Genomic DNA, 23,601 nt, shown 5'->3' on the forward strand with positions numbered 1-23,601 from the left:
GCTTCCTAACCCCCTTTTTTTTGATGGATAAGCATAATTTTCAGATCAGATACTCCCGAAACTAGAAGGAATTCAGATTAAAATACCTTCTTCATACCCTTGTTCGAAATCACTTTCAAAACCACTAATTCCATACTTTTCTGACCGGCGACTGCTTTAAAAAAATAAATACGCTTTCTTCCGATTTTTGTAAATAAAAAGAATCTCAAATAAAATATACTCTGACACACTATTAAGAATAGAAAATTATAACAAAAATTTAGGGTGTAAAATTATTTATAATTTATAATTTTAAATACTTTTGCACACTTAACTTAATTAACTAATTAATAATGAAAAAAATAATTTTATTACTTTCGGCTACTGTTGTTTTAATTTCTTGTAGCAAAGTTGGCAAAGATGAATACATCATTTCAGGGACTGCAACAGGAATTGAAAATGGTAAAACAATAATCCTGGAAACTCCGAATGAAAATGGAATGGGATTAATTGCTATTGACACTGTAAAAGTTGAAAATGGTAAATTTGAAATTAAAGGAAAAGTAACGGAGCCTTCTTTCCATACTTTACAACTTGAAGGAGCACAGACAAAAATACCTTTTATTTTAGAGACCGGTGAAATCGCAATTGTTATCAACAAAGACAGCATCCAAAAATCAAAAGTTTCTGGAACTTATAACAATGACGAGTACGTAACTTTCAATGAGGAAATTACTAAGGTTCAAAAGAAATTAATCGATTTTCAGACTAAAAACATGCAAGCGATGAATACTGCTCAGCAAACCAAAGATACTGTTGTTATCAATGGATTGATGAAAGAGTTTTCTAAAATTCAGGAAGAAGTTGGTACAGCTTCAAAAGCTAAATACGTAGCATATGCTGAATCGCACCCAAAAGCATTCATTTCTGCTTTAATTATCCAGGGAATGCTTAATGACCCAAGTACAGATCTTACAAAATCTGAAAAATTATACAATAGCTTAGAGGAATCATTAAAAAGCACAAAACCTGGTAAAGCCATTAAAGCTAAACTTGCTGAAAGAAAAACTGTAGGAGCTGCAGCTCCTGTACAAGCTCCAACTGCTCCAACTGCTGAAACTAAATGAAGAGCTGATTTTTCAGGTCCTAATCCTGAAGGGAAAGTAATTTCTCTGAAAGAATGTTTAGGAAAAGTTACAATAGTTGATTTTTGGGCTTCCTGGTGTGGTCCTTGCCGTAGAGAAAATCCAAATGTAGTGGCTATTTATAAAGAGTTACATTCAAAAGGGCTTAACATTGTTGGCGTATCTCTAGATAAAGATGCTAAAGCGTGGAAAGATGCGATTGCAAAAGACAAATTGACTTGGAACCATGTTTCCAATTTAAAATTTTGGGATGAGCCAATAGCTGCACAATATAAAGTGCAATCTATTCCTGCTACTTTTATTCTTGATGCATCAGGAAATGTAGTAGCACAAGATTTAAGAGGCGACGAATTAAGAGCAAAAATCATAGCGCTTTTAGCAAAATAAGCTGCTTCAATTGAATAAAACAAAAAATCTCCCTAGTGGAGATTTTTTTATTTTATTCAATACCAATACTTTAAAAATAATACTAAAATTAAGTTTAAATATAGTTTGGAAACTTCAAAACAGTTTATATATTTGCACCCGGTTAGCACGATAAGCAATCCTTATTGAGTCTTGGGGAGATACTCAAGCGGCCAACGAGGGCAGACTGTAAATCTGCTGTGTAAACTTCGCAGGTTCGAATCCTGCTCTCCCCACTAAAACTCTTCAAGCAATTGAAGAGTTTTTTTTATGTATAAATAATAGTCTTATTTAAGAATCAAAAAATCCCATCTCAGCCTAAAAGTGAGATGGGATTTTTCTATTTATAATTTTGTTTTTTTATTCTAAAATAAAACTCACACTTACATTAGACGTAATAGTAATTTCTCCTACTGCAAGTGTTTCTCTTGGTGCTGCAGCATCGCTCATTTCCATTTTCATGGCCGCAAAACGAATCGGCTGTGGGTAATACGTTTGTGAATTGTCAGCTATCGTCATAGCACGACCCACTTTCTGACCTAAAACCGAAACATAATCCTCTGCTTTTAATTTAGCTTCTTTCATAGCTAGTTTTCTGGCCTCAGATTGATACTGCGCCAATTTTGAAGATTGAAAGGTAACGTTGTCAATTCTATTGATCCCTTCATCTACCAGCCCTTCCATCAATTCATCATATTTTGATAAATCTTTCAACAGAATTTCGATTGTTTGTGTAGCGTTATAATTATGCTTCTTTTTTTCATAATCGTATTCTGGATTTAGAGCAACACGTTGGGTTTTATAATCCGCCGGATCTAAGTTCATTTTTTTTATAAACTTTAAAACCGCTTCCGTCTTTAGATCATTTTGTTTTTTAACGTCTTTGGCATTATTTCCTTTTGTTTCAATTGTTGCCAATATGGTAGCCTGATCCGGAACAACCTTTACCTTGCCCTCCCCGTTTACGCTAATTTGAGGAACCTGTTTAATTTCTTGTGCGTAAGACATAGTCATAAACATGATAGATAGAAATAGTACTGCTTTTTTCATTATGATACTAATTTAAGTGTTTTTTGTTGTAATTCTCTTCCAAAATTTATGCCATTATAGTTTTCCCGTTTTTTCCATAACAAAAAGAATAACTATTGGAATTGCTAATAATACGACCATTAAAGTGTGATCTACGAACAATTGAGGCTCTTTGATAAGTGTAATCAGATAACCGCCAACAGCGCCGCCAAAATGGGCCGTATGTCCAATATTATCATTCTTAGCCTTCATTCCATAGATAGAATATAATAAATAAAGGATTCCGAAAAGATAGGCGGGAATTGGAATAACAAAAAAGATACCCAGCATCATATCCGGCTGTAATAATATTGCCGAATACAAAACTCCGGTTACGGCCCCAGATGCTCCAACAGCTCTGTAATTGTATTGATTTTTGTGAAAAATCATTGTTAATAGACTTCCAAAAATTAAACTTCCAAAATAAATCAATACAAACGATAAATCACCCAAAAATCCAATTACTACCGGTGCAAAGAAATAAAGAGTAAGCATGTTAAAAATCAGATGGGGTAAATCAGCATGAAGAAAACCCGATGACAACATTCTTATTTGTTCGCCTGCACGAATACTCCCTACATGAAATTCATATTTTCTAAAAAAGATAAGATCATTAAAACCCTTGTAACTAATTAAAACATTTACAACAATTATTGCGATTAAAAAGGTATTCATAAAGTGTATTTATTGTGAATTGTAAATATAGTCATTCTCAAATGCAGACACAGTAACTGGTCAAAATTTATCTCGATGTTCATTTTTACCTTATATTTGCAAAAAAAATTTTTGCATGCAATTTCTTGTTTTTATTATTGCTTACCCCTTTCTTTGGATCGTTTCTATTCTTCCATTTCGTATTTTTTATGGGTTGTCAGATGCGGTGTACTTTTTAGTATATTACATCATTGGGTATCGAAAAAAAGTAGTTCGGGCAAATCTAGCCCTTGCATTACCACATCTCAATGATGAAGAGCGCCTTACTATCGAAAAAAAATCATATCACCATTTATGTGATATGTTTATGGAAATGATCAAGACCATGACTATTTCATCCGAAGAAATGAACAAAAGATTTGTAATAACAAATTTGGAAGTCATTAAAGAATATGAAAAAAAAGGAAAAAGCATTATGCTTATTGCCTCTCATTATGCAAGCTGGGAATGGTTGATTACCCTTAACCAAAAAATAGGGTACCAGGGTATAGGTGTTTACAAAAAATTAGCCAATAAATATTTTGATAAACTCGTTAGAGACATCCGATCAAAATACAATACCGAATTAGTTCCCACAAATAAAACAATACCACTGATTGCACACAATCAAAAAAACAATATTCTTTGCGTATATGGATTAGCCAGTGATCAATCCCCAAAAGCGGACAGAATATTTCATTGGGATCGCTTTATGGGTATTGAAGTACCTGTACATACAGGGCCTGAAATGTTAGCAAAAAAATACGACATGACTGTTGTTTTTGCAAAAGTAAAAAAGGTAAAAAGAGGTTACTATGAGCTTACCATAATTCCTATTAGTGACAATCCTAACTCAATTCCTAATTTTGAAATTACACATGCTTATATTCAGGAAGTTGAAAAACAAATCCTTGAAGCTCCGGAATATTACTTTTGGACCCATAAAAGATGGAAGCATAGAAGATAGCGGTCCGAAAAAAAATAAAAAATCACCTATTGAAAAACGCATTGTTTTTGAATAAGTGATTTTTTATTGTCAAATTATTTAGTTCCGAAACACCTCAGTTTCTTATAATGAAAACCACTCTTTCACCAATTCATCTTCTAAAGGCTGTACATCTTTATGCACGAATTCATTTGTAGCTGAATTGTAATTGTAGTCTAAAGCCCATTTTTTATGGTTTTTAGCCAAGGCGTTAATTCCATTGCAAACAAATTCAATTTCAGCATTTGTGGTTGTGGGATGAATAGACATTCTAATCCAACCCGGTTTTCTTATTAAATCACCCAGCGTAATTTCGTCAATTAATTTATGGGAAGTTTCCTGGTCCACATGCAATAAAAAATGACCATACGTTCCGGCACAACTGCAACCGCCGCGCGTTTGGATTCCGAATTTATCATTCAATAGCTTTACACCCAAATTGAAATGTAAGTCTTCTATAAAAAAAGAAATCACTCCTAACCTATCCCGATGCTGACCTGCCAGAATTTTAATATTTGGGATGTTTCCAAGTGATTCGAAAACAACAGTAACGATTTCATGTTCCCTGTTCAAAATATTTTCAATCCCCATTTGTTCCTTCAACTGAATCACCAAAGCGGTTTTTATCACCTGAAGAAAACCTGGCGTCCCTCCATCTTCCCTATCTTCAATATTATCGATGTATTTGTGTTCGCCCCAGGGATTTGTCCAACTTACCGTCCCTCCTCCAGGGTTATCCGGAATCAGGTTTTGGTATAATTTTTTATTAAAAACCAAAACACCGGAAGTGCCTGGTCCGCCTAGAAATTTATGAGGTGAAAAGAAAATTGCATCCAAATAACTTTCGGAATCTTCCGGATGCATGTCTATTTTCACATAGGGACCTGAACAGGCAAAATCAACAAAACAAAGTCCGTTATGTTGATGCATAATTTTAGCAACCTGGTGATAAGGCGTTTTAATTCCGGTAACATTCGAGCAAGAAGTGATGGAAGCAATTTTAAAACTTCGCTCCTTATACTTTTCTAATAAAAGTTCCAGATTTTCTATGCTAAATAATCCATCTTCACTGGATGGAATGACGGCAACATCAGCAATCGTTTCCAGCCATGACGTCTGATTGGAATGATGTTCCATATGCGAAATAAACACAATCGGTTTCTTTTCGGCGGGAATCGTGATGAAATCCTTTAGGTTTTCCGGTACCTTTAATCCCAAAATTCGTTGAAATTTATTGACAACACCAGTCATTCCTGTACCATCCGTAATTAAAACATCGTCGGCATTGGCATTAACATGCTGTTTAATAATGTGTCGCGCCTGATGGTATGCTTTAGTCATTGCTGTTCCCGAAACCGTAGTTTCAGTATGGGTATTGGCTACAAAAGGACCAAACTCATTCATTAACTTTTCTTCAATAGGACGATACAACCGTCCACTTGCTGTCCAATCCGTATAAATAATTTGTTTTTTTCCGTAAGGCGATTCAAACTCTTGGTTAATTCCTATTATATTCTGACGAAACTTTTGGAAGTAAAGTTCTAATTGTGTTGGCGTTTCGATTGTAGTCATTATGCTTTAATTTGATTCAAAGATATTATTATTTTATGAAATTGAGAATTTAGCGGCTTGTTATTTCCGAATATCACTTCCATTTTTATGAATTTCCACTAATTTCACTTCCATTGAGGTTTCCCGTAAAGTAATACAAAACAAAGGAAATACTTTTGTAAAAGATATAGAAATATTTATCTCTTTTATAAATTAATACCACATTTTATCATGGATAACCGTATCATTCCGGAGAAAAAATTACATTCCTTCTCTGAAGAAGAATTAACCCAATATATTTATAAAAATGTCGATTCATTAACAACACTGTCCTTTGGCGCCTTAAAAAAGGAAATCTTGATCAGGAAAGATATACCCGACGAAGTTAAAATGTTGATTGGAAATATTCAAGATTTAAGAAATCAAAATTTTATCAATGAGATATTCCCTTACCTCTATTCTAAAAATAAAAAAATAAAAACTGTTGAGGATTTGATTGCTGATTTAAAAAAAAATGAAATTTATGAACCCGATATTACCCCACTACTACAGCAATTACCTAAAATTATAGAAATTAATACTGCCCAGTCAAATCCTGAAAAATCAATAAAAATATTTGGGTTACTATGCGCTCTTGTTGTCGCTGTATTATCCTTTACTCTTTTCGCTGCATTCGGTGTGGTTATTTCCCTAACTGCCGCAATTATCTTAGTTTGCATCGCTTTAAACAAAAATAACTATTCCCGTATCACTAAATTAAAAATTAACATTGAGCTCTATTTAGAACGTATTAAATACAGTCCTAAAGCCGGGTCCGAATTATGATAGAAATAGTACGTAGCATATAAGCTACAAAAGCAAAATTAAAACAATAACCCTTTCGAAGCACTTCACTCTGAAAGGGTTATTGTTTTTAAAAATAGTGGATTGATAGGGCTGACGCTTTTATTTTCTTATTTTCAACTTTATAAATCAAAACCTACGGAAAATTGCCAAACTCTGTTTTTTGCTTTCCCGTCATCATATAAATCTCCTAAACCTAAATGGTAACGTACGCCTAAACTGACTCCGGAATTGGTTTTAAAACCTCCTCCAAAATTAACTCCCCAATCAAAATTATTAGGATCGTAATCTTGCGAACCACTAAAAAGCCCATCATATTCTTCTTTGTGCGAAACAGCCACTCCAATTTGTGGCCCTGCTTCTAAAAAGAAGTTTTGGGAAGGATAGGCTTTAAGCATTAGCGGTAAATTGATGTAATTCAGCTTTTGGGTAAAAGTCCCACTACTGCTTGTAATTACATATCCCTGCTGAGAATACAGCAATTCAGGTTGAATAGAAAAGCTTTCACTTATAAATTCCTCCCCATAAACACCTATATGAAAGCTATGTCGTTGTTCTGTTTCTGCTTCTCCGTCAAAACTTACTGCAGCTAAAGTATATCCCCCTTTTATTCCTCCATTCGATTTATGTGTTGTTTTCATTTGCGCATTTATCGAGAATACTATTCCCAAAAATAATGCTAGTGTCAAATTCCTCTTTTTCATAAAATTTTCTGATTTTTTATTAAATTATTTTCCTCCATTGGCTCGAAGATCAGCAATGCATTGTGCATCCAGTTGTGGTGTCGAACCTGTGGAAACCATATTTGAAATTCCCTTTCCCGTTTCAGATGACCAATACATTAAGCAATTTTCTACATTGCAATGTTTGGGATGGGTAGTATCTTCATGATTACTTTGTAATGTTGCTCCTAAATTGGTAAGTCCCAGGATATGCCCTAATTCATGCGAAATGACCGTTGTTTCTAATAAACTTCTATTAGGTTCAAATGGGCTGTCGCTCAAACCCTGAACGGTTTGCTCATAAATAACTATGGAAGTATTTCTGTATGCTGTACCTAAAACAACTGCAGTACTGGTGTCAGTTGATGATTTTCCATCGGTAAAAAAGACCCAAACCGCAATCTGATTCGATGTGTTGAATTTTGTTCGGTTAGCGTCTTCTATCGCTACAATTTCCTGGTCAGTAAAAGTTGCTTTCCCTGTTGATGGAATGGCTCTTTTTACAATACTTATTCCACTTGGTTTATAGGTTCTTGAATCAAGAAAAGAGACAAAATTATTAATCGCGGTTGTTGATGGCTCAAAGCCTTGTACATAAACGACTTCTATAACCATGCTTTTAAACTTTTTATCCGATAATAAATCGTTCGAAGAACTTCCGGTTGTTTGTTTATTAGTGACAGGATTTATAGTGTCACCAGTATCAGGAGCATCATCTTTTGAACAGGACACCAACAGGACGAAACCCATTGTTAGCATTGCAATTACTTTTTTCATTATTCTCTTTTGTGTTATATGTTTATTTTTAAAGAACAGCTACATCTTATTCAGCAGCTGTCCTTTTAAAAAGTACCAACTAAGATGTAGCCCTATATTTGTTTTAATACTAATGTAACCGCTGCATTGGTTGTACTTTGTAACGATATTGTCGAAGCGGTAAAACTTGTTACTTTCCAATTATTATTCAATAGCGTAAACGTAGCATTTTCAGAAAAATTCAATTTTACAAAAACATTTAATTCCGACCTTACGGCATAAGTACCGTTTACAGTTGTATTCAATAAATTTACTGCAGTTACTGATAAATTATTTGCAAAATCTATCGTGAAATCTTTGTAATTTGTTGCTGAGTTCACTCCTGTACTTACAAATGAATCTACTTTAAACTTACCGTTAACCAAGATCGTTTCTAATTTCTTCGAATTTTGAACTGCTTCTGCCATTGCTGCTTCTGTCTTTAGAGATGCGGTAATCGTTGCTTGCAATTCAGCATCACTTGAAAGAGCTGTTTTCGTTCCATCGTTAATAGTCACAGAAATTGGATACTTTACTGAAAACAATTCAGTGCTGCTTACACTAGACATGTACGTATATAATTGTTGTTCGGACGTAATGACAATATTTCCTGTTTGTTGTAAACTCAAATTATAGGTTAAAATTGTGATTGGGAAGCTAATATTTACAGACGAAATGGCATCTTGACCAGAAGCTTCCGCTGATGTACATGCATTAAGAATAGCATTATATTCCGTTTGGTTACTAACAGTGGCCTCTGTATAATTACTTAATCTAACTCGTAAAGGAAATTGTAACACTACTGCATCCTGGTCATTATTAAACTGTCCCAAAATAGAAATAACTTGTTGATAATCCACTTGGGTTAAAATGGAAACCTGAACACCATTTACCTTAGCGGTAACCGGTAATAAAATGGAAGAACATGAGGCTCCGTCTAAAAAATCATCAAATGAACCATCGTACATCGAGGTACGTTTCAGATTGCTTGTTGTAGTTGAGTTAGCAGAATTTGTATTTGGATTTTCTCCTTGTACGTCCTCTATTTCACTTTGGCATGATGTAAATCCTAAGATAGCCATCATTGCAATTCCTGTAATAATTTTTAATTTTTTCATAATTTTCAAATTTAATGTATTTTTATATGTACCAGCGATGTTTTCTACGCTTTCTGTTAGTAAGACAACTCGCTTGCTTTTTACCCTACCTAAATTTTAAAAAAAATATAAAATTTTACAAATAAATTCACAAAAACCTACAAATCAATAAATTAACTTTTGAAATATTTTTTATGAAAAGACAATTATAATTTACCCACTTGCTTTTTGAAAAAATAATTTACTTTTACAACCTACGGAAAAACGAATTACTACTAGATGAGCGACGAAAACAGTAAACTTTGCGAAGAAAATCACTTTAGAGATTTTTACCTAAAGCACGTGCAATCAGCAAATAATTTTGCTTTTTACAAATGTGGCGACGATGAAGCTGCCTTAGATTTGGTACAGGATGCATTTACTAAAATTTGGGAGAACTGTTCCAAAATCGACTTCAGTAAAGTAAAAACCTATTTATTTACCAGTATCAATAATTTGTTTCTCAATAACATAAAGCATCAAAAAGTTGTATTGCGGTATGCAAAAGAAACACCCAATTTAGATACCAATAATCAAAGTCCCGAATATTTACTAGAAGAAGAAGAATTCAAACAAAAACTTACAAAAGCCATCGCATCATTAAGTGAAGCGCAGCGGGAAGTATTTTTAATGAACCGAATAGATGGAAAAAAATACAGAGAAATAGCTGAATTACTTGCTGTTTCTCAAAAAACAGTGGAAAAAAGAATGTCCGGAGCGCTACAAATATTAAAAGCCCAAATAGAAAATATATAAGTAGTCCTGAAGCGGTAGGGTAATTTAAAAGTTAGTTGTCTTATAAACATAGAGATATAAAATGAAAAACGAAAAAGAGATATTAAAATGGTTAAATAATGAGCTTTCAAGCGAAGAAATTGAAGATTTGAAACGATCTGAAGATTTGGAAACACTTGAAAAAATTGCTCATTATGCATCGCAATTGGAAACTCCAAAAGTAAATGCACACGCAGCCTTAGAAGCATTTAAGGCCCGAAACCATGCTAACAGAAAAACGAAAGTCCGCACTTTAAACTTTAAGGCATTGTATAGAGTCGCTGCGGTTTTAGTTCTTTTGTTAAGCGCAGCCTATTTCTTCTTTTTTAACAATACTATAGCTTTCGAAACGCAAATAGCACAGACAAAAACCGTTACGCTGCCAGATCATTCCGAAGTGATACTAAACGCCGCTTCCAAATTAACTTTTAACGAAAAAAAATGGTCTAAAAAAAGAGATTTAACATTAGAAGGAGAAGCTTTTTTTAAAGTAAAGAAAGGACAAACTTTTAGCGTACATACAACTACCGGAATTGTCAAAGTTTTAGGAACCCAGTTTAATGTAAAAGAACGCAAAAACTATTTTGAAGTTAATTGTTATGAAGGCCTGGTGAGTGTGACTTACAACAATGAAATCGTTAAATTACCTCCTGGGAAAACATTCCGGGTTATCAATGGTACTATTGAAAATATCGAAGATTTTAATGCCCAAAACCCTTCATGGATACAGCAAGAATCAAGTTTTAAAAGCATTCCGTTAGATCAGGTAATCGCAGAACTGGAGCGTCAATACGATATAAAAATTAAAACAGAAGGCATAGATACTTCAAAACTGTTTACAGGAAGTTTTACACATACCAATGAACAAACAGCGCTCCAGGCAGTTACAATTCCACTTAAATTAAGTTACAGGATTCAAGGTAAAACCATTATATTTTACAACTATGATGTCAAATAAATGGTTGATTGCGCTGCTAATTTGTATTGGAAGTATATGTTACGGGCAAAATACAGCTAAAAAAATTCCTTTAACCGAAGTTATTATTTCCACAGAAAAACAATTTAATATTAAGTTTTCGTATGCTGTTGAAGATGTAGCTGCCATTGCAATTGAAAAACCGAATACTTCATTTACACTGCAGGAAACAATTGATTATCTCAACTCAAAAACACTTTTGAATTTCAAAGCTTTGGACAATCGATATGTTACCGTTTCGATAATAAACAAAACAATATCCATTTGCGGAATTGTTTTATCCAACGAAAAAAAGACCCCTCTTATTGGTGCTTCCGTAATTGTAAATGATATCGGAAGATCTACAAATACAGATGAAAACGGTACGTTTAAGTTGCAGAATATTCCAATAAATGCAACATTTACCATCTCCTACTTAGGTTTTGAATCCAAGCGAATGCCGGCAAATGAATTGTTTTCTGCACAAAATAATTGCAAAGAAATTGTTCTTTCCATAAAAAATGAAGAACTGAATCAGGTTTTGATCAATGTCTATTTAACTCCCGGATTACAAAAATATTTAGACGGAAGCACTGTTTTAAATACTAAAAAATTTGGCATTCTTCCCGGATTAATCGAACCCGACATTTTGCAATCCATTCAAGTACTTCCTGGTGTTGAAAGTACTAATGAAAGTATTGCTAATATTAATGTGCGTGGCGGGACTAACGATCAAAATTTAGTGATTTGGGACAATATCAAAATGTATCACTCGGGTCACTTCTTTGGATTAATTTCACCATACAACCCCAATCTTACAAACAAAGTAATCGTTAGTAAAAACGGAACAAGTGCTGAATATAGCGATGGTGTTTCGAGTACGATAAACATGCAGACCAAAGACGATGTTAAAAATATTTTTTCCGGAGGCGGAGGAATTAATTTAATAAGTGCTGATGCATTTTTTGAAATTCCGATAACTAAAAAATTAGAACTACATATTTCAGGACGTCGTTCCATTACCGATTTGTTTAAATCACCAACCTATACTAAATATTTTGAACGAAGTTTTCAGGATACTGACATCAGTTCGGATAGTGACCGAAAGGATACTTCTTCTGATTTTTACTTCTATGACTATACGGCTAAATTACTTTTTGACTGGAATGAAAAACATCAATTTAGAGCCAATATTATTGGTATCAATAACGCTTTAGATTATTCAGAACGTCTCCTTACAAATTCAAACGAAACCGAATCTAAAGCCAGCAACTTATCTCAAAAAAACATTGGCTATGGAGGAAACTGGAAAGCACAATGGAATCCAAAATTAAGCACAAACTTTATCACGTACTTTTCCAGATACAATATTGACGCCAGCGATTACAGGGTGGAAACAGACCAGCGTTTAACCGAAGCCAATGAAGTTCTGGAAACCGGAACAAAGCTAAACACTTATTATAAAACAAATGACAACCTGAATTTCCTGTTTGGTTACCAATTTAACGAAACGGGCATGTTAAACCAAACGACCGTTAGGAATCCATTTTACTCCAGTACTAAAAAAGATGTTTTATTAAATCATGCTTTATTTTCTGAAGTTGAATACAATAAGAATAATACCTATTTGAGAGTTGGATTGCGTTTGAATTATTTTCAAAAATTTGAAAAGCTTTTAGTGGAACCAAGAATAAATATCAGACAAAAATTATCAAATCAATTTGCTTTAAAATTAGAAGGCGAATTTAAAAATCAATCTGCTACCCAAATTGTAGATTTTGAAGATGATTTTTTAGGTGTCGAAAAAAGACGTTGGGTTTTAGTCAATGATAAGGACATCCCAATTGCAACGAGTAAACAAGGATCTTTTGGTTTAGAATTCAACCAAAACAAACTGAATATTGAGGCTACAGGTTTTTATAAAGTTGTTGATGGTATTACTCCTTCCAATCAGGGTTTCTATAACAGTTTTCAGTTTGATATTGCTCATGGAAGTTACACTGCCAAAGGGTTGGAATTTTTAGCCAATAAAACGGCTTATCATTATAGCGTTTGGATTAGTTACACTTTTAGTACAAATGACTATGAATTTGATACTTTTACGCCTTCAACCTTTCCTAATAATGTAGACATAAGACATTCCCTATCTTTAGGTTTTTATTACAATATATTTAAAAATCTAAAAATAGCTGTTGGTGGCATTTGGAGAAACGGGCAGCCCTACACAAAACCGATTGAGGGTAAAGAAACGATACAAAACGGAAATAACACCATGGTAAATTATGATTCCCCAAACAGCGAAAATTTACCTGATTTCATGCGTTTAGACGCTTCCTTAAATTACAACTTTAACCTGTCGCAATTCATTAAAGCTTCCTTTACTGCCGGTGTAATTAATGCCACCAATCAGGAGAACAGCATCAATCGTTATTACAAGGTGAACCCAAATGATACCAATGATGCCGTTCAGGTCGACAACAAATCACTTGGCTTAACGCCAAATATAAGTTTCAGAGTGAATTTTTAATATTTCATCGTAACGTTGAGCTGATCTGTAATCCTATCCCTTTAAAGTACTATACGCTAAAAAGGATTGTTTTTTTAACGCGCTCTTTTTAATCCGTATTACCACTTATAAATCTTCCTTAATAGCCTGGACAAGAGCTCCAGTACTTTTTGTTTTTCTATAATGGTAATAATGAAACACCACATTTGATTGCGCCAATTATTAGGAGCTTAAATTGATTCCCTTTGACATCATTTCAATCTTTATTATTTTCAATTTAAAACCACTTGTTTTATTACTTTTAAATTTACTTTCATACAAACCTTTTACTTAACAATGTTTTAATAATGTTTTTTTTTATCTAAAGCCGTTAAATAAAAATAAAAAAAACAAACACATTTAACTAACAATCAACGTATTAAATCTTAAATATTCGTATTTTTGTTAGACTTTTTTTCTTGTCAAAAACAATAGGCTTGAAATGCTTCCAGTAGCTGCAATCGCTATTTTGTTTACTAAAAATCCTTTCCATTTGGAAAAGGATAAAACAAGAACCGGTTACAAGGTTCTTCGGCGAATTCTTAACATACGAAGTTTAAAATATAAGAGTTGAAAGTGGAGACCAGAAGCCACTAAAAAAACGGGGCGTCATCGAAAAGCCACACGAGTAGAAGAATAAAAAATAACAAAATGGAAAATATGAAAAAAATAATGGTTCAGTACGAATTTCCTGAAATGACATCACAACAATATGACCAGGTGTGGCAGGATTTACGTGCAGCAGGTCATGAAAATCCGCAAGGGTTGGAATATCACGTGAGCGCACAAGCCGGTAAAGGTTTAAAAGTGATTGATGTTTGGGAAAATGCTGACAAGTTTAATGAATTTGGACAAACGTTAACACCCATCCTTACTAAAAATGGTATTACGCCCACCCAACCCACCGTATTGCCTCTTCATTATGAATATTCTGGCAATCCTTTTCGTTGAACACCAATCAGTCCGTTAAAATACCTATGAGAAGGACTGTCCCGCTAGGACAGTTCCTCTCTAATTTTCCGAATTTATACCGTTTAACAAAATGGAACGATATCCCTAAGGTCTTTTTGTCTTTTCAGCTCCAGATCTCCAATCAAATCTTTTTTAACAAAAACGATAGTAAAATAACAATGAAAATGAAAGCAATACAAAAAATGGCTGTCTTGATGCTATTGGGTATCTTCAGCATGGTTATACAAGTTCAGGCGCAGGATATGAAAATGTCCGGCGATCACATCATGGTTATGCCCAATGATATTAAGTGGGCCCCTGCTCCTCCAGGTTTGCCACCAGGATCCCAGGCAGCAGTGATAGAAGGCGACCCTGGTGCGGCAGGATTATTTACGATGCGCGCAAAAATTCCCGCCAATTACAGGATAATGCCGCATTGGCATCCTGCCGATGAGCATATTACTGTTCTTAAGGGGTCATGTTATATGGGAATGGGAGATGAATATGACGAAAAAACAGCAACGAAGATGACAACAGGAGCATTTGCTGTGATGAAAACCGGCACGCACCATTATTTCTTCACAAAAGAAGAATGCATCATTCAATTGCACGGTATGGGGCCGTGGGGAATCACCTATATCAATCCTGCCGATGATCCAAGAAATAAGAAATAAAGCCAGGCAATAACTCGACTTCACTATGAAAAAGGCAATGAGGGTAAATAGAAACAATCCCTATTGTAGTCAAAAACCCTTTCGAAGTAAACTCTGAAAGGGTCTTATTTATTAAAAAAAGTGAGGTTATATCCCGGCTACCGCTTTTATTTCGTCCATGATTCTTAATGCCAAAGCATCCGCTTTTTCCTGAGAAGCAGCTTCGGTATAAATACGGATAATGGGTTCTGTATTTGATTTTCTTAGGTGAACCCAATTTTCAGCAAAATCAATTTTCACTCCGTCGACAGTTGTAATCTCTTCATTCTTGTATTTCTCTGTCATGGCAACAAGAATTACATCAACATCAATCTGTGGCGTCAATTCAATTTTATTTTTGCTCATGTAATATTCCGGATACGAAGCACGTAAAGCGGAAACTGTCATTTTTTTGTTTGCCAAATGCGTTAAAAACAACGCTACTCCCACCAAACTATCACGTCCGTAATGCAATTCAGGATAAATGATTCCACCGTTTCCTTCTCCACCTATAACAGCGCTGTTCCGCTTCATCAATTCCACTACATTCACCTCACCTACAGCACTGGCTTCATAGCTACCGTTATGTGCATTTGTCACATCACGCAACGCACGGGAAGACGACATATTCGACACCGTATTTCCAGGAGTTTTACTCAAAACATAATCGGCGCAAGCTACCAAAGTGTATTCTTCCCCAAACATTTCACCATCTTCACAAATGAATGCCAGGCGATCCACATCAGGATCTACCACGATTCCTAAATCCGCTTTTTCTTTTACTACCAATTCCGAAATAGCTGTCAAATGTTCTTTTAAAGGCTCAGGGTTGTGTGGAAAATGTCCGTTTGGCTCACAGTACAGTTCTACCACTTCAACGCCCATTAATTCAAGTAATCGTGGAATAATAATTCCTCCTGAAGAATTTACGCCATCAACCACCACTTTGAATTTAGCAGCCTTCACCGCATCAACATCAACCAATGGCAAATTCAATACTTCATCGATATGAATATCCATGTATGCATCGTTAATCATAATAGCTCCTAAGTCATCTACATCAGAGAAATCGAAAGCTTCCGCTTCGGCAATTTCAAGAATTTTCAGCCCTTCTTCCCCATTTAGGAACTCTCCTTTTTCATTCAATAATTTCAAGGCATTCCATTGTTTTGGATTGTGTGAAGCGGTAAGGATAATTCCACCCTCAGCTTTTTCCAATGGAACCGCCACTTCAACAGTTGGCGTTGTTGAAAGACCTAAATCAATCACATCAATTCCTAAACCTATTAAAGTATTCACCACTAGATTGTGAATCATTGGTCCGGAAATACGCGCATCCCGACCTACAACAACAGTGATTTTTTCTTTTCCAATATATTTTTTCAACCAAGTTCCATAAGCCGAAGCAAATTTAACCGCATCAACTGGTGTTAAATTATCTCCTACTTTTCCGCCAATAGTTCCACGAATTCCCGATATAGATTTTATTAAAGTCATTTATGATTTAGATTTTAAGGTATTTAAGATGGACAAATATAAAAAAGTTACCGGAGTTGCAATAATACTTGTCAAACCTATTTTTAAAAATAGTCACTATTAAGTTTAATCACCAGATTTAATTACTTAACTTGTAGTCAACTGCATCATTTTATAAGAAAAAAGCGAATAATATAAATTGCAAAAACATATTAATTCTTTTGATGTAAATCATTACTTTGTAGCAAAGATCAATTTTTTGAAAGAAATTTTGTAACTAATTTTAGTACGAATGACTGTACTTTAGAAATTAATTTCTGTGTTCTTTTTAGTAATTCTTTTTAATTTATAATCAATTAATTGATTTAAAAATATTAAATAAAAATAAAAATAAACAGGTTTAAATCTTCAAAATTTGAGGCAATCTTATCCAACACTTATTTATTCTCTCAAAAAAATCGATATTGATAGTTTAGTAGTCGTAACGAACAAATTAATTTCTGTTGAAAAAAATTATAATAAAGCCATTGAACTTGGTCATTTGGGAATAAAAAAGTCGCCTAATTATTTAGATTTTCATTTGGCATTGGGCAGGGCTTATAAAATGAAAAATGAGATTGACAGTGCAAGGTATTATTTTAATTATGTCATTATTAAAAACCCAAAATATAAAGAAGCATTTAGTTACCTGACCAAATTGGAGATAGAGCAAAAAAATAGTAAAGCAGCTATAACAGTTATAGACCAGGCTTTATCTTTTTATCCTGATGAAAAAGATTTTTATATATTAAAACTGCAAGCTTTAAATTTAGAAAAAGATCCAAAAACAACTTTTGATTATTTAATTTTTTTAGTTGAAAAATATCCTGCAGATACCAGTTTAAAAGACCAATTATTTGATGTGAAACTAAATTCCTTTTCAGACCGGATTGGTATTAGCAACACCATAACCTTTTTTAACAGGTCTGGTGTCGGCCCATGGAATTATACAAGCTTGCAGTACATTAAACAATTAAAAAATGTGACGCTTATTGGTCGGTATAATTACAATGACCGACAATCAAACAATACCAGAAAAAACTGATGGTGTCTTAATTGAAAAAGAGAAAAAAATCATGAAACAATACAATCAGAAATTTCTTTTTTTACCAATTTCTGATTCTAATTCCGACAAGGAAATACAAACAATAGTTGATAGTATACTAAAACTTAAACAACCGATTTTAGTAAATTCATATTCAACTAAATCAGTTATTTCTGAACGATTTATAAAAATATTTAATGCAACGACAACAAAATAAAACAGAAAAAAAATGGCAGTTTTTATTGGGCATCTGATACCAATTAAAAATTAAGGGAGTTAATTGCAGCGAATCTCTTTTTTTACCTTTAAGAAAAAAGTTTTTTTTATATTTATAGCAACAATTTTACAATAGCTACTAATCCAACAAACTTACGGATGAATTTTCTGGCCCATATCTATCTTTCCGGTGACAACGATTTGATCAAAATTGGCAATTTTATGGCCGATGGCATTCGCGGGAAACATTTTGAAAGCTATCCTTCAGAAGTTCAAAAAGGAATTCTGCTGCATCGAGAAATAGATACCTATACAGATACACATCCCATTTTTAGACAAAGCACAAAAAAACTACATCAGAACTATCATCATTATGCGGGTGTAATAGTGGATGTTTTTTACGATCATTTTTTGGCAAAAAACTGGGCGAAATATTCTGATGAGAAACTGGAAGATTTTGTAGCCCGTTTTTATCAATCTTTGCACGACAACACTGCGATTCTATCGGATAGAACCCGGGAAATAATGCCTTACATGATCAAATACAATTGGCTCGTCAGTTATAAAACAGTGGAAGGAATTAAGCGAATTTTGACTCAAATGGATCAGCGTACCAATAACGAATCTAAAATGAGATTTGCGACTAATGAACTTGCTGCATTTTATGTCGAATTTGAAAATGAGTTCACTCATTTTTTTGAAGAATTAATAATCCACGCCAATAATAAAATAAAAACGCTATGAAAAAAATACTTTTTCTACTGGCCTTAGTCATTTTAGGTTGCAAATCGAGTCAAAAAATAGCGAAACCGACAGGTTTAGTAAGCTCAAAAGCGATGGTGGTTTCGGCCCGGGAAGAAGCTTCCAAAATTGGTGTCGAAATCATGAGAAAAGGGGGAAATGCTTTTGATGCTATGGTTGGAACGGAATTAGCTCTTGCTGTTGCTTATCCGTTTGCAGGAAATCTTGGTGGTGGTGGTTTTATGGTGTACCGAAAAGCGAATGGCGAAATTGGTTCATTGGATTACAGGGAAAAGGCACCCTTAGCAGCTACAAAAGACATGTTTTTGGATGAAAAAGGAAACGTTATAAAAGGAAAAAGCACCGAATCCCCGCTTGCAATTGGTGTTCCCGGAACGATAGCCGGCGTTTTTGCAGTACATCAAAAAATGGGTTCATTACCGATAGAAGAAATTCTAAAGCCAGTCATTGCACTTGCTGAAAGAGGTGTTATTGTTACTAAAAAACAAGAAGAGCGGTTACATGCTTATCGAGCCAAAATTATCAAAGTAAATAGTGACAAAACGTTGTTTGCAACTGTTTTCAAAGAAAATGATGTCATAAAATATCCTGCGCTGGCAGCCACATTGAAAAGAATTTTAAAAAATGGCAGGGATGAATTTTATAAAGGCAAAACAGCTGAAACCCTAGTAAAATACCTTCAGGAAAAAGGAGCGATAATCACGATGGAAGATCTGGCTAAATATGAAGCCAAATGGAGAACGCCTCTCACTTTTGACTATAAAGATCTAAAGATTATTTCTATGGCTCCACCAAGCAGTGGCGGAATTTGTCTGGCTGAAATATTCAAAATGACAGCGCCATACGATTTGGCTAAAATGGGGCATAACTCAGCTGAAGCCATTCAGGTTATTGTTGAAGCTGAAAGAAGAGCATACGCCGACAGGAGTTATTTTTTGGGCGATCCCGATTTTGTAAAAATTCCTTTGAAAGCATTACTGTCAGCTGCTTATTTAAAACACAGAATGTCTACTTTTAGTTTTGATAAAGCAACTTTATCATCAGATATAAAAGAAGGCAAAGTAAATTATAATGAAAGTACAGAGACTACCCACTATTCTATCGTTGATCAATTTGGCAATGCGGTGTCCGCAACCACAACATTAAATGATGGTTATGGATCCAAATATTACTGTGATACATTGGGTTTTTTCCTAAACAATGAAATGGATGATTTTAGTGTGAAACCCGGTGAACCAAATATGTTTGGATTAGTGGGTAATGAAGCCAATAGTATTGCACCGCAAAAACGAATGCTGAGTTCTATGACTCCGACTATTGTAGAAAAAAAAGGAAAATTATTTATGGTGGTAGGCTCTCCAGGCGGTTCAACGATAATCACCTCCGTATTGCAAACTATTTTAAATGTTCATGAATATCTTTTGAGTATGCAGGAAGCGGTAAATGCACCACGTTTCCATCACCAATGGTTACCCGATTTAATCACATTTGAACCCAATGCATTCGATACTAAAACGGTTGACACATTGAAATCTAAAGGATATTTCATTAACGAAAAAATGACTCCTATTATAGGAAAAGTAGATGCCATTTTGGTTTTACCGGATAAAAAACTGGAGGGTGGAGCTGATTTTAGGGGAGACGATAAAGCGGCAGGATTTTAACGGTATTGAAATCAAATTTTATGAACTTTATACAAGCTTTAGAAAACGCTTTTAAGCAAAATAGGAATCCGGAAAATGCTTTTGCAATGGCAAAATACATGAAGAATAATTTTCCTTTTTTTGGAATTAAAACGGAAGAACGGAGACGCATTTTTAAGACAGTTTGGAAAGAAAACAAACAAGAGGTTGCTACAGGCTCAAGAGCAATAGCACTGGCCCTGTATTCAAAACAAGAACGGGAATTCCATTATTGCGCTATTGAAATTTTGATAAAAGAACTGAAGGGAAATTATAAAAAAGAAGATATTCAATGGATTGAAAATCTGATACTCCAGAACTCCTGGTGGGATAGTGTCGATACAATTGCAAAGTATATTCTAGGAGAATATTTATTGGAATTTCCATTGGAAACAAAAAAAACAATAGAACGATTTTCAAAGTCGGCCCATCTCTGGTTGAACAGAAGTGCTATTTTGTTTCAATTGAACTACAAACAAAAAACAAATGCTGATTTTTTATTTTCAGAATGCTTAAAACAGGCCCATTCTAAGGAATTTTTTATTCAAAAAGCAATTGGCTGGGCATTGCGGGAATATGCAAAAATAAATCCCGAAGCAGTCAAAAACTTTGTTCTAAACAATAATTTAAAGCCATTGAGCACAAAAGAAGCATTAAAAAATATTTGTTGCCCTTAAAATAGTAGTAATTTTGCACCTTGTTAAAAAATTGTAATGTTCAAAAAATATTTATCCAAATTAGAAAGAATAATAGCTTTTGCGCAATCCATTTTGACGCCAAAGCAGTTTATCTTTTTATCCTCCGTTTTAGTTGGTATCTCCGCCGCCTTTGCCGTTATCGTTTTAAAGACTTTTGCTCACTGGGTTTTCTCGTTTGCCACTTATGTCAGCGGAATTTTGAAATTGGGATTTATCAATAGTATTTTGCCGATTATAGGTATTTTGCTTACCGTTTTTGTGGTAAAAAGAGTTTTGGGTGGTACTATTGAAAAAGGAACCTCCCAGATTTTGTATGCCGTTGCCAAAAAAGCAAGCATCATTCCCAAAAAACAAATGTATGCCCAAATCGTAACAAGTTCCCTAACCGTTGGTTTAGGAGGTTCGGCAGGTTTAGAAAGTCCTATTGTAATTACCGGTGCCGCTTTTGGGTCCAATTATGCTCAAAAATACAAATTAAGCTATAAAGACCGGACACTCCTTATCGGCTGTGGTGTTGCCGCGGGAATTGCTGCGGCTTTTAATGCTCCTATTGCAGGGGTTTTGTTTGCCATTGAAGTGTTATTGGTCGATGTAAGTATTTCAGCTTTTACCCCAATTATGATTGCTGCGGCGACAGGCGCATTAGTCTCGGTCATCGCATTGGACGAAACCATTTTATTGTCTTTTAGACAACAGCAAACTTTTGACTATCACAATATTCCCTTTTATGTTCTTTTGGGACTATTCACCGGTTTTATTTCTGTTTACTACTCGCGAAATTTTGAGAGGGTAGAACATTATTTTGGCCGGCTTAAATTTTCTCCTTATAAAAAAGCATTTTTTGGGGCTTCAGTTCTGGCAATTTTAATTTTTATTTTCCCGACACTTTTCGGAGAAGGCTATGAAAGTATTAAAACACTTTCCGAAAATGATCCTGGCCAATTAATGGAAAACACACTCTTTAGTGGATTAAGAAATAACAGTTGGGCACTTTTGGCCTTTATTGGCATAACGATGCTCGTTAAAGTTTTCGCCACAGGAATTACACTGGGTTGTGGTGGAAATGGCGGTAACTTCGCTCCTTCCTTATTTTTAGGCTCCTATGTTGGTTTTTTCTTTTCTAAATTTCTAAATCTGACGGGACTGACCAAATTACCAATCAGTAATTTTACCATGGTGGGAATGGCAGGAATTTTAAGCGGTTTGTTTCATGCGCCGCTGACTGCAATTTTCTTAATTGCTGAAATTACAGGTGGGTATAATTTGATGATTCCTTTAATGATAGTCGCTTCCATCAGTTTTGCCATTTCCAAACGATTTGAAAAACATTCGATGGATGTGAAAAATTTGGCCAAAAAAGGACATGCTTTTACCAGCAATAAAGATACCAATGTACTTTCAACATTAGATACCAATTCCATTATTCAAACGGACTATTTAACGGTTTCTCCAGATGAAAATCTGGAGAAATTGGTTGATTTAATTTCACATTCCAATCAGGTTATTTTTGCTGTCGTGGATAAAGACACAAAAATGGTAGGAATCGTTCATTTTAATACGATAAGAGAAATTATTTTTAACCCTTACCGCGTAAAATATACCCTGGTTAAAGAAGTTATGATTCCGCCTGTCGAAATAATATCCCCCGAGGATAGTATGGAAACCGTAATGAATAAATTTGAAAAAGCGAAAGTTGTTTTTCTGCCGGTAATCAAAGAGGGTAAATATTATGGTTTTATTTCCAAAGCTCTTGCACTTGAAGCGTATAGAACCAAACTAAAATCAATGACAATCGAGTGAACTACACCGAGGCTAAAGCCGTCGGTGCTTCGTAAGTCATCACTCCAACTAGTGTTGGCAGTTCTTTACGATTTTTAAGTCTGTGTCCCACAGACAATTTATTTTTCAATCCAAAATTTTTAATATTTATAGCTGCATTTAAGTCTCTATCGAGTACTGTGTCACAATTATCGCACGTCCAAAACCTGTCTTTTAAGGCAAGTTCCTTGTGGATGTTGCCACAGCAATTACAAGTTTTTGAGGAGGACTCAAAACGACCTATTTTAACGATATTATTACCATACCATTCGGCTTTGTATTCTAGAATAGTCACAAACATGCCCCAACCACAATCCGTTATGGCTTGAGCTAGGCAGTGGTTTTTGACTCATAATATTTTCCTGTTGTTGTTTTACTAATGGTAGCCTGTCTAATAGCTCCATTACATTCTCGATGCAACACAATGGCAATGCCCTGTTTGAATTTTGGTATAATTAATTTCCCTTTTTCCAAGACTACATGCTGCGGGACATTGAAAGATTGTTTTGAAGATTTCTTTTTGAATTTAGGAAAACTGGCTTTGGTTTTAAAAAAATTTGCAAAAGCAACATCTAAATTTAAGATTGACTGCTGCAAGGTTTGTGAATTAACTTCTTTTAACCATT

The 23,601-nt window shown here is 34.5% G+C and carries 22 protein-coding genes, 1 tRNA gene and 1 pseudogene; 15 read left to right on the top strand and 9 right to left on the bottom strand.

Going from position 1 to position 23,601, the window contains the following annotated elements; translation table 11 throughout:
* Positions 1-332: 332 nt before the first annotated feature.
* The 3 genes and pseudogenes from ACNQGH_RS17650 (at position 333) to ACNQGH_RS17660 (ending at position 1,765) form a co-directional block, all read left to right on the top strand.
* The gene (locus ACNQGH_RS17650) at positions 333-1,106 is read left to right on the top strand and encodes a DUF4369 domain-containing protein (protein WP_417957334.1); all 774 of its coding nucleotides are present in this window, start codon (positions 333-335) and stop codon (positions 1,104-1,106) included.
* Between the two features lie 18 nt (positions 1,107-1,124).
* Positions 1,125-1,511 (top strand): annotated as a pseudogene (locus tag ACNQGH_RS17655) (TlpA family protein disulfide reductase); the annotation flags it as partial.
* A 173-nt stretch (positions 1,512-1,684) separates the two neighbouring features.
* Positions 1,685-1,765, top strand: a tRNA-Tyr gene (locus tag ACNQGH_RS17660).
* Between the two features lie 124 nt (positions 1,766-1,889).
* Here the strand turns inward: ACNQGH_RS17660 and ACNQGH_RS17665 are convergent.
* Complete coding sequence (locus ACNQGH_RS17665; protein ID WP_417957335.1) at positions 1,890-2,579, bottom strand: SIMPL domain-containing protein; 690 nt, start codon at positions 2,577-2,579, stop codon at positions 1,890-1,892.
* Between the two features lie 54 nt (positions 2,580-2,633).
* Positions 2,634-3,272: a rhomboid family intramembrane serine protease gene (locus ACNQGH_RS17670; protein WP_417957336.1), complete on the bottom strand. Its 639-nt coding sequence runs from the start codon at positions 3,270-3,272 to the stop codon at positions 2,634-2,636.
* Between the two features lie 115 nt (positions 3,273-3,387).
* Between ACNQGH_RS17670 and ACNQGH_RS17675 the strand changes: the two genes are divergently transcribed.
* Positions 3,388-4,257, top strand: a complete 870-nt coding sequence (locus tag ACNQGH_RS17675) for a lysophospholipid acyltransferase family protein (protein ID WP_417957337.1) — start codon at positions 3,388-3,390, stop codon at positions 4,255-4,257.
* A gap of 102 nt (positions 4,258-4,359) precedes the next feature.
* Here the strand turns inward: ACNQGH_RS17675 and ACNQGH_RS17680 are convergent, their stop codons facing one another.
* Positions 4,360-5,847, bottom strand: a complete 1,488-nt coding sequence (locus ACNQGH_RS17680; protein WP_417957338.1) for an aminotransferase class V-fold PLP-dependent enzyme — start codon at positions 5,845-5,847, stop codon at positions 4,360-4,362.
* A 336-nt stretch (positions 5,848-6,183) separates the two neighbouring features.
* Between ACNQGH_RS17680 and ACNQGH_RS17685 the strand changes: the two genes are divergently transcribed.
* Positions 6,184-6,651 carry a hypothetical protein gene (locus ACNQGH_RS17685; protein ID WP_417957339.1) on the top strand — a complete coding sequence of 156 codons (468 nt, stop codon included), beginning with the start codon at positions 6,184-6,186 and terminating at the stop codon, positions 6,649-6,651.
* Positions 6,652-6,791: 140 nt separating this feature from the next.
* Here the strand turns inward: ACNQGH_RS17685 and ACNQGH_RS17690 are convergent, their stop codons facing one another.
* The 3 genes from ACNQGH_RS17690 to ACNQGH_RS17700 form a co-directional block, all read right to left on the bottom strand.
* Positions 6,792-7,373, bottom strand: a complete 582-nt coding sequence (locus ACNQGH_RS17690) for a porin family protein (protein WP_417957340.1) — start codon at positions 7,371-7,373, stop codon at positions 6,792-6,794.
* A gap of 24 nt (positions 7,374-7,397) precedes the next feature.
* On the bottom strand, positions 7,398-8,168 hold the full coding sequence (locus ACNQGH_RS17695; protein WP_417957342.1) for a membrane metalloprotease: 771 nt from the start codon (positions 8,166-8,168) through the stop codon (positions 7,398-7,400).
* A 92-nt stretch (positions 8,169-8,260) separates the two neighbouring features.
* The gene (locus ACNQGH_RS17700) at positions 8,261-9,304 is read right to left on the bottom strand and encodes a hypothetical protein (protein ID WP_417957343.1); all 1,044 of its coding nucleotides are present in this window, start codon (positions 9,302-9,304) and stop codon (positions 8,261-8,263) included.
* 258 nt (positions 9,305-9,562) lie between these two features.
* Between ACNQGH_RS17700 and ACNQGH_RS17705 the strand changes: the two genes are divergently transcribed.
* The 5 genes from ACNQGH_RS17705 to ACNQGH_RS17725 all read left to right on the top strand — a co-directional run bounded on the left by ACNQGH_RS17705 (position 9,563) and on the right by ACNQGH_RS17725 (position 15,221).
* Positions 9,563-10,078, top strand: a complete 516-nt coding sequence (locus tag ACNQGH_RS17705) for an RNA polymerase sigma factor (RefSeq protein ID WP_417957344.1) — start codon at positions 9,563-9,565, stop codon at positions 10,076-10,078.
* 61 nt (positions 10,079-10,139) lie between these two features.
* Positions 10,140-11,054: a FecR family protein gene (locus ACNQGH_RS17710; RefSeq protein ID WP_417957345.1), complete on the top strand. Its 915-nt coding sequence runs from the start codon at positions 10,140-10,142 to the stop codon at positions 11,052-11,054.
* A complete protein-coding gene (locus ACNQGH_RS17715; RefSeq protein ID WP_417957346.1) occupies positions 11,041-13,578 on the top strand; it encodes a TonB-dependent receptor in 2,538 nt (845 codons plus the stop codon). The genes ACNQGH_RS17710 and ACNQGH_RS17715 overlap by 14 nt, the downstream gene beginning before the upstream one ends.
* A gap of 690 nt (positions 13,579-14,268) precedes the next feature.
* Positions 14,269-14,547 carry a hypothetical protein gene (locus tag ACNQGH_RS17720; protein ID WP_417957347.1) on the top strand — a complete coding sequence of 93 codons (279 nt, stop codon included), beginning with the start codon at positions 14,269-14,271 and terminating at the stop codon, positions 14,545-14,547.
* A gap of 185 nt (positions 14,548-14,732) precedes the next feature.
* A complete protein-coding gene (locus ACNQGH_RS17725) occupies positions 14,733-15,221 on the top strand; it encodes a cupin domain-containing protein (RefSeq protein ID WP_417957348.1) in 489 nt (162 codons plus the stop codon).
* Between the two features lie 126 nt (positions 15,222-15,347).
* Here the strand turns inward: ACNQGH_RS17725 and glmM are convergent, their stop codons facing one another.
* Positions 15,348-16,736 (bottom strand): phosphoglucosamine mutase, encoded by a 1,389-nt coding sequence (gene glmM, locus ACNQGH_RS17730; RefSeq protein ID WP_417957349.1) that lies wholly within the window; start codon positions 16,734-16,736, stop codon positions 15,348-15,350.
* Positions 16,737-17,130: 394 nt separating this feature from the next.
* Here glmM and ACNQGH_RS17735 point away from each other — a divergent pair, with 394 nt between their 5' ends.
* The 5 genes from ACNQGH_RS17735 to ACNQGH_RS17755 all read left to right on the top strand — a co-directional run bounded on the left by ACNQGH_RS17735 (position 17,131) and on the right by ACNQGH_RS17755 (position 22,957).
* Positions 17,131-17,799 (top strand): hypothetical protein, encoded by a 669-nt coding sequence (locus ACNQGH_RS17735; protein ID WP_417957350.1) that lies wholly within the window; start codon positions 17,131-17,133, stop codon positions 17,797-17,799.
* Between the two features lie 375 nt (positions 17,800-18,174).
* Positions 18,175-18,759, top strand: coding sequence for an acyl carrier protein phosphodiesterase (locus tag ACNQGH_RS17740; RefSeq protein WP_417957351.1), 585 nt, complete (start codon positions 18,175-18,177; stop codon positions 18,757-18,759).
* Positions 18,756-20,441: a gamma-glutamyltransferase gene (ggt, locus tag ACNQGH_RS17745; RefSeq protein ID WP_417957352.1), complete on the top strand. Its 1,686-nt coding sequence runs from the start codon at positions 18,756-18,758 to the stop codon at positions 20,439-20,441. The genes ACNQGH_RS17740 and ggt overlap by 4 nt, the downstream gene beginning before the upstream one ends.
* A 20-nt stretch (positions 20,442-20,461) precedes the next feature.
* On the top strand, positions 20,462-21,136 hold the full coding sequence (locus ACNQGH_RS17750; protein ID WP_417957353.1) for a DNA alkylation repair protein: 675 nt from the start codon (positions 20,462-20,464) through the stop codon (positions 21,134-21,136).
* Between the two features lie 36 nt (positions 21,137-21,172).
* Positions 21,173-22,957, top strand: a complete 1,785-nt coding sequence (locus ACNQGH_RS17755; RefSeq protein ID WP_417957354.1) for a chloride channel protein — start codon at positions 21,173-21,175, stop codon at positions 22,955-22,957.
* Position 22,958: 1 nt separating this feature from the next.
* On the opposite strand, the gene ACNQGH_RS17760 is transcribed toward ACNQGH_RS17755, so the two are convergent.
* Positions 22,959-23,276: a zinc ribbon domain-containing protein gene (locus ACNQGH_RS17760; RefSeq protein WP_417957355.1), complete on the bottom strand. Its 318-nt coding sequence runs from the start codon at positions 23,274-23,276 to the stop codon at positions 22,959-22,961.
* 29 nt (positions 23,277-23,305) lie between these two features.
* A partial coding sequence (locus ACNQGH_RS17765; RefSeq protein ID WP_470303888.1) for a hypothetical protein occupies positions 23,306-23,601 on the bottom strand: 296 nt, incomplete at its 5' end.

Source organism: Flavobacterium kochi (assembly GCF_048286715.1).
In the GTDB taxonomy this organism is placed as follows: Bacteria; Bacteroidota; Bacteroidia; order Flavobacteriales; family Flavobacteriaceae; genus Flavobacterium.

What these genes read in the sequence shown, in the direction of transcription:
- ACNQGH_RS17650 (WP_417957334.1), top strand. Translation starts at nt 333, where the DNA reads ATGAAAAAAATAATTTTATTACTTTCGGCTACTGTTGTTTTAATTTCT.
- ACNQGH_RS17665 (WP_417957335.1), bottom strand. Translation starts at nt 2,579, where the DNA reads ATGAAAAAAGCAGTACTATTTCTATCTATCATGTTTATGACTATGTCT.
- ACNQGH_RS17670 (WP_417957336.1), bottom strand. Translation starts at nt 3,272, where the DNA reads ATGAATACCTTTTTAATCGCAATAATTGTTGTAAATGTTTTAATTAGT.
- ACNQGH_RS17675 (WP_417957337.1), top strand. Translation starts at nt 3,388, where the DNA reads ATGCAATTTCTTGTTTTTATTATTGCTTACCCCTTTCTTTGGATCGTT.
- ACNQGH_RS17680 (WP_417957338.1), bottom strand. Translation starts at nt 5,847, where the DNA reads ATGACTACAATCGAAACGCCAACACAATTAGAACTTTACTTCCAAAAG.
- ACNQGH_RS17690 (WP_417957340.1), bottom strand. Translation starts at nt 7,373, where the DNA reads ATGAAAAAGAGGAATTTGACACTAGCATTATTTTTGGGAATAGTATTC.
- ACNQGH_RS17695 (WP_417957342.1), bottom strand. Translation starts at nt 8,168, where the DNA reads ATGAAAAAAGTAATTGCAATGCTAACAATGGGTTTCGTCCTGTTGGTG.
- ACNQGH_RS17700 (WP_417957343.1), bottom strand. Translation starts at nt 9,304, where the DNA reads ATGAAAAAATTAAAAATTATTACAGGAATTGCAATGATGGCTATCTTA.
- ACNQGH_RS17705 (WP_417957344.1), top strand. Translation starts at nt 9,563, where the DNA reads ATGAGCGACGAAAACAGTAAACTTTGCGAAGAAAATCACTTTAGAGAT.
- ACNQGH_RS17710 (WP_417957345.1), top strand. Translation starts at nt 10,140, where the DNA reads ATGAAAAACGAAAAAGAGATATTAAAATGGTTAAATAATGAGCTTTCA.
- ACNQGH_RS17715 (WP_417957346.1), top strand. Translation starts at nt 11,041, where the DNA reads ATGATGTCAAATAAATGGTTGATTGCGCTGCTAATTTGTATTGGAAGT.
- ACNQGH_RS17720 (WP_417957347.1), top strand. Translation starts at nt 14,269, where the DNA reads ATGGTTCAGTACGAATTTCCTGAAATGACATCACAACAATATGACCAG.
- ACNQGH_RS17725 (WP_417957348.1), top strand. Translation starts at nt 14,733, where the DNA reads ATGAAAGCAATACAAAAAATGGCTGTCTTGATGCTATTGGGTATCTTC.
- glmM (WP_417957349.1), bottom strand. Translation starts at nt 16,736, where the DNA reads ATGACTTTAATAAAATCTATATCGGGAATTCGTGGAACTATTGGCGGA.
- ACNQGH_RS17740 (WP_417957351.1), top strand. Translation starts at nt 18,175, where the DNA reads ATGAATTTTCTGGCCCATATCTATCTTTCCGGTGACAACGATTTGATC.
- ggt (WP_417957352.1), top strand. Translation starts at nt 18,756, where the DNA reads ATGAAAAAAATACTTTTTCTACTGGCCTTAGTCATTTTAGGTTGCAAA.
- ACNQGH_RS17750 (WP_417957353.1), top strand. Translation starts at nt 20,462, where the DNA reads ATGAACTTTATACAAGCTTTAGAAAACGCTTTTAAGCAAAATAGGAAT.
- ACNQGH_RS17755 (WP_417957354.1), top strand. Translation starts at nt 21,173, where the DNA reads ATGTTCAAAAAATATTTATCCAAATTAGAAAGAATAATAGCTTTTGCG.
- ACNQGH_RS17760 (WP_417957355.1), bottom strand. Translation starts at nt 23,276, where the DNA reads ATGTTTGTGACTATTCTAGAATACAAAGCCGAATGGTATGGTAATAAT.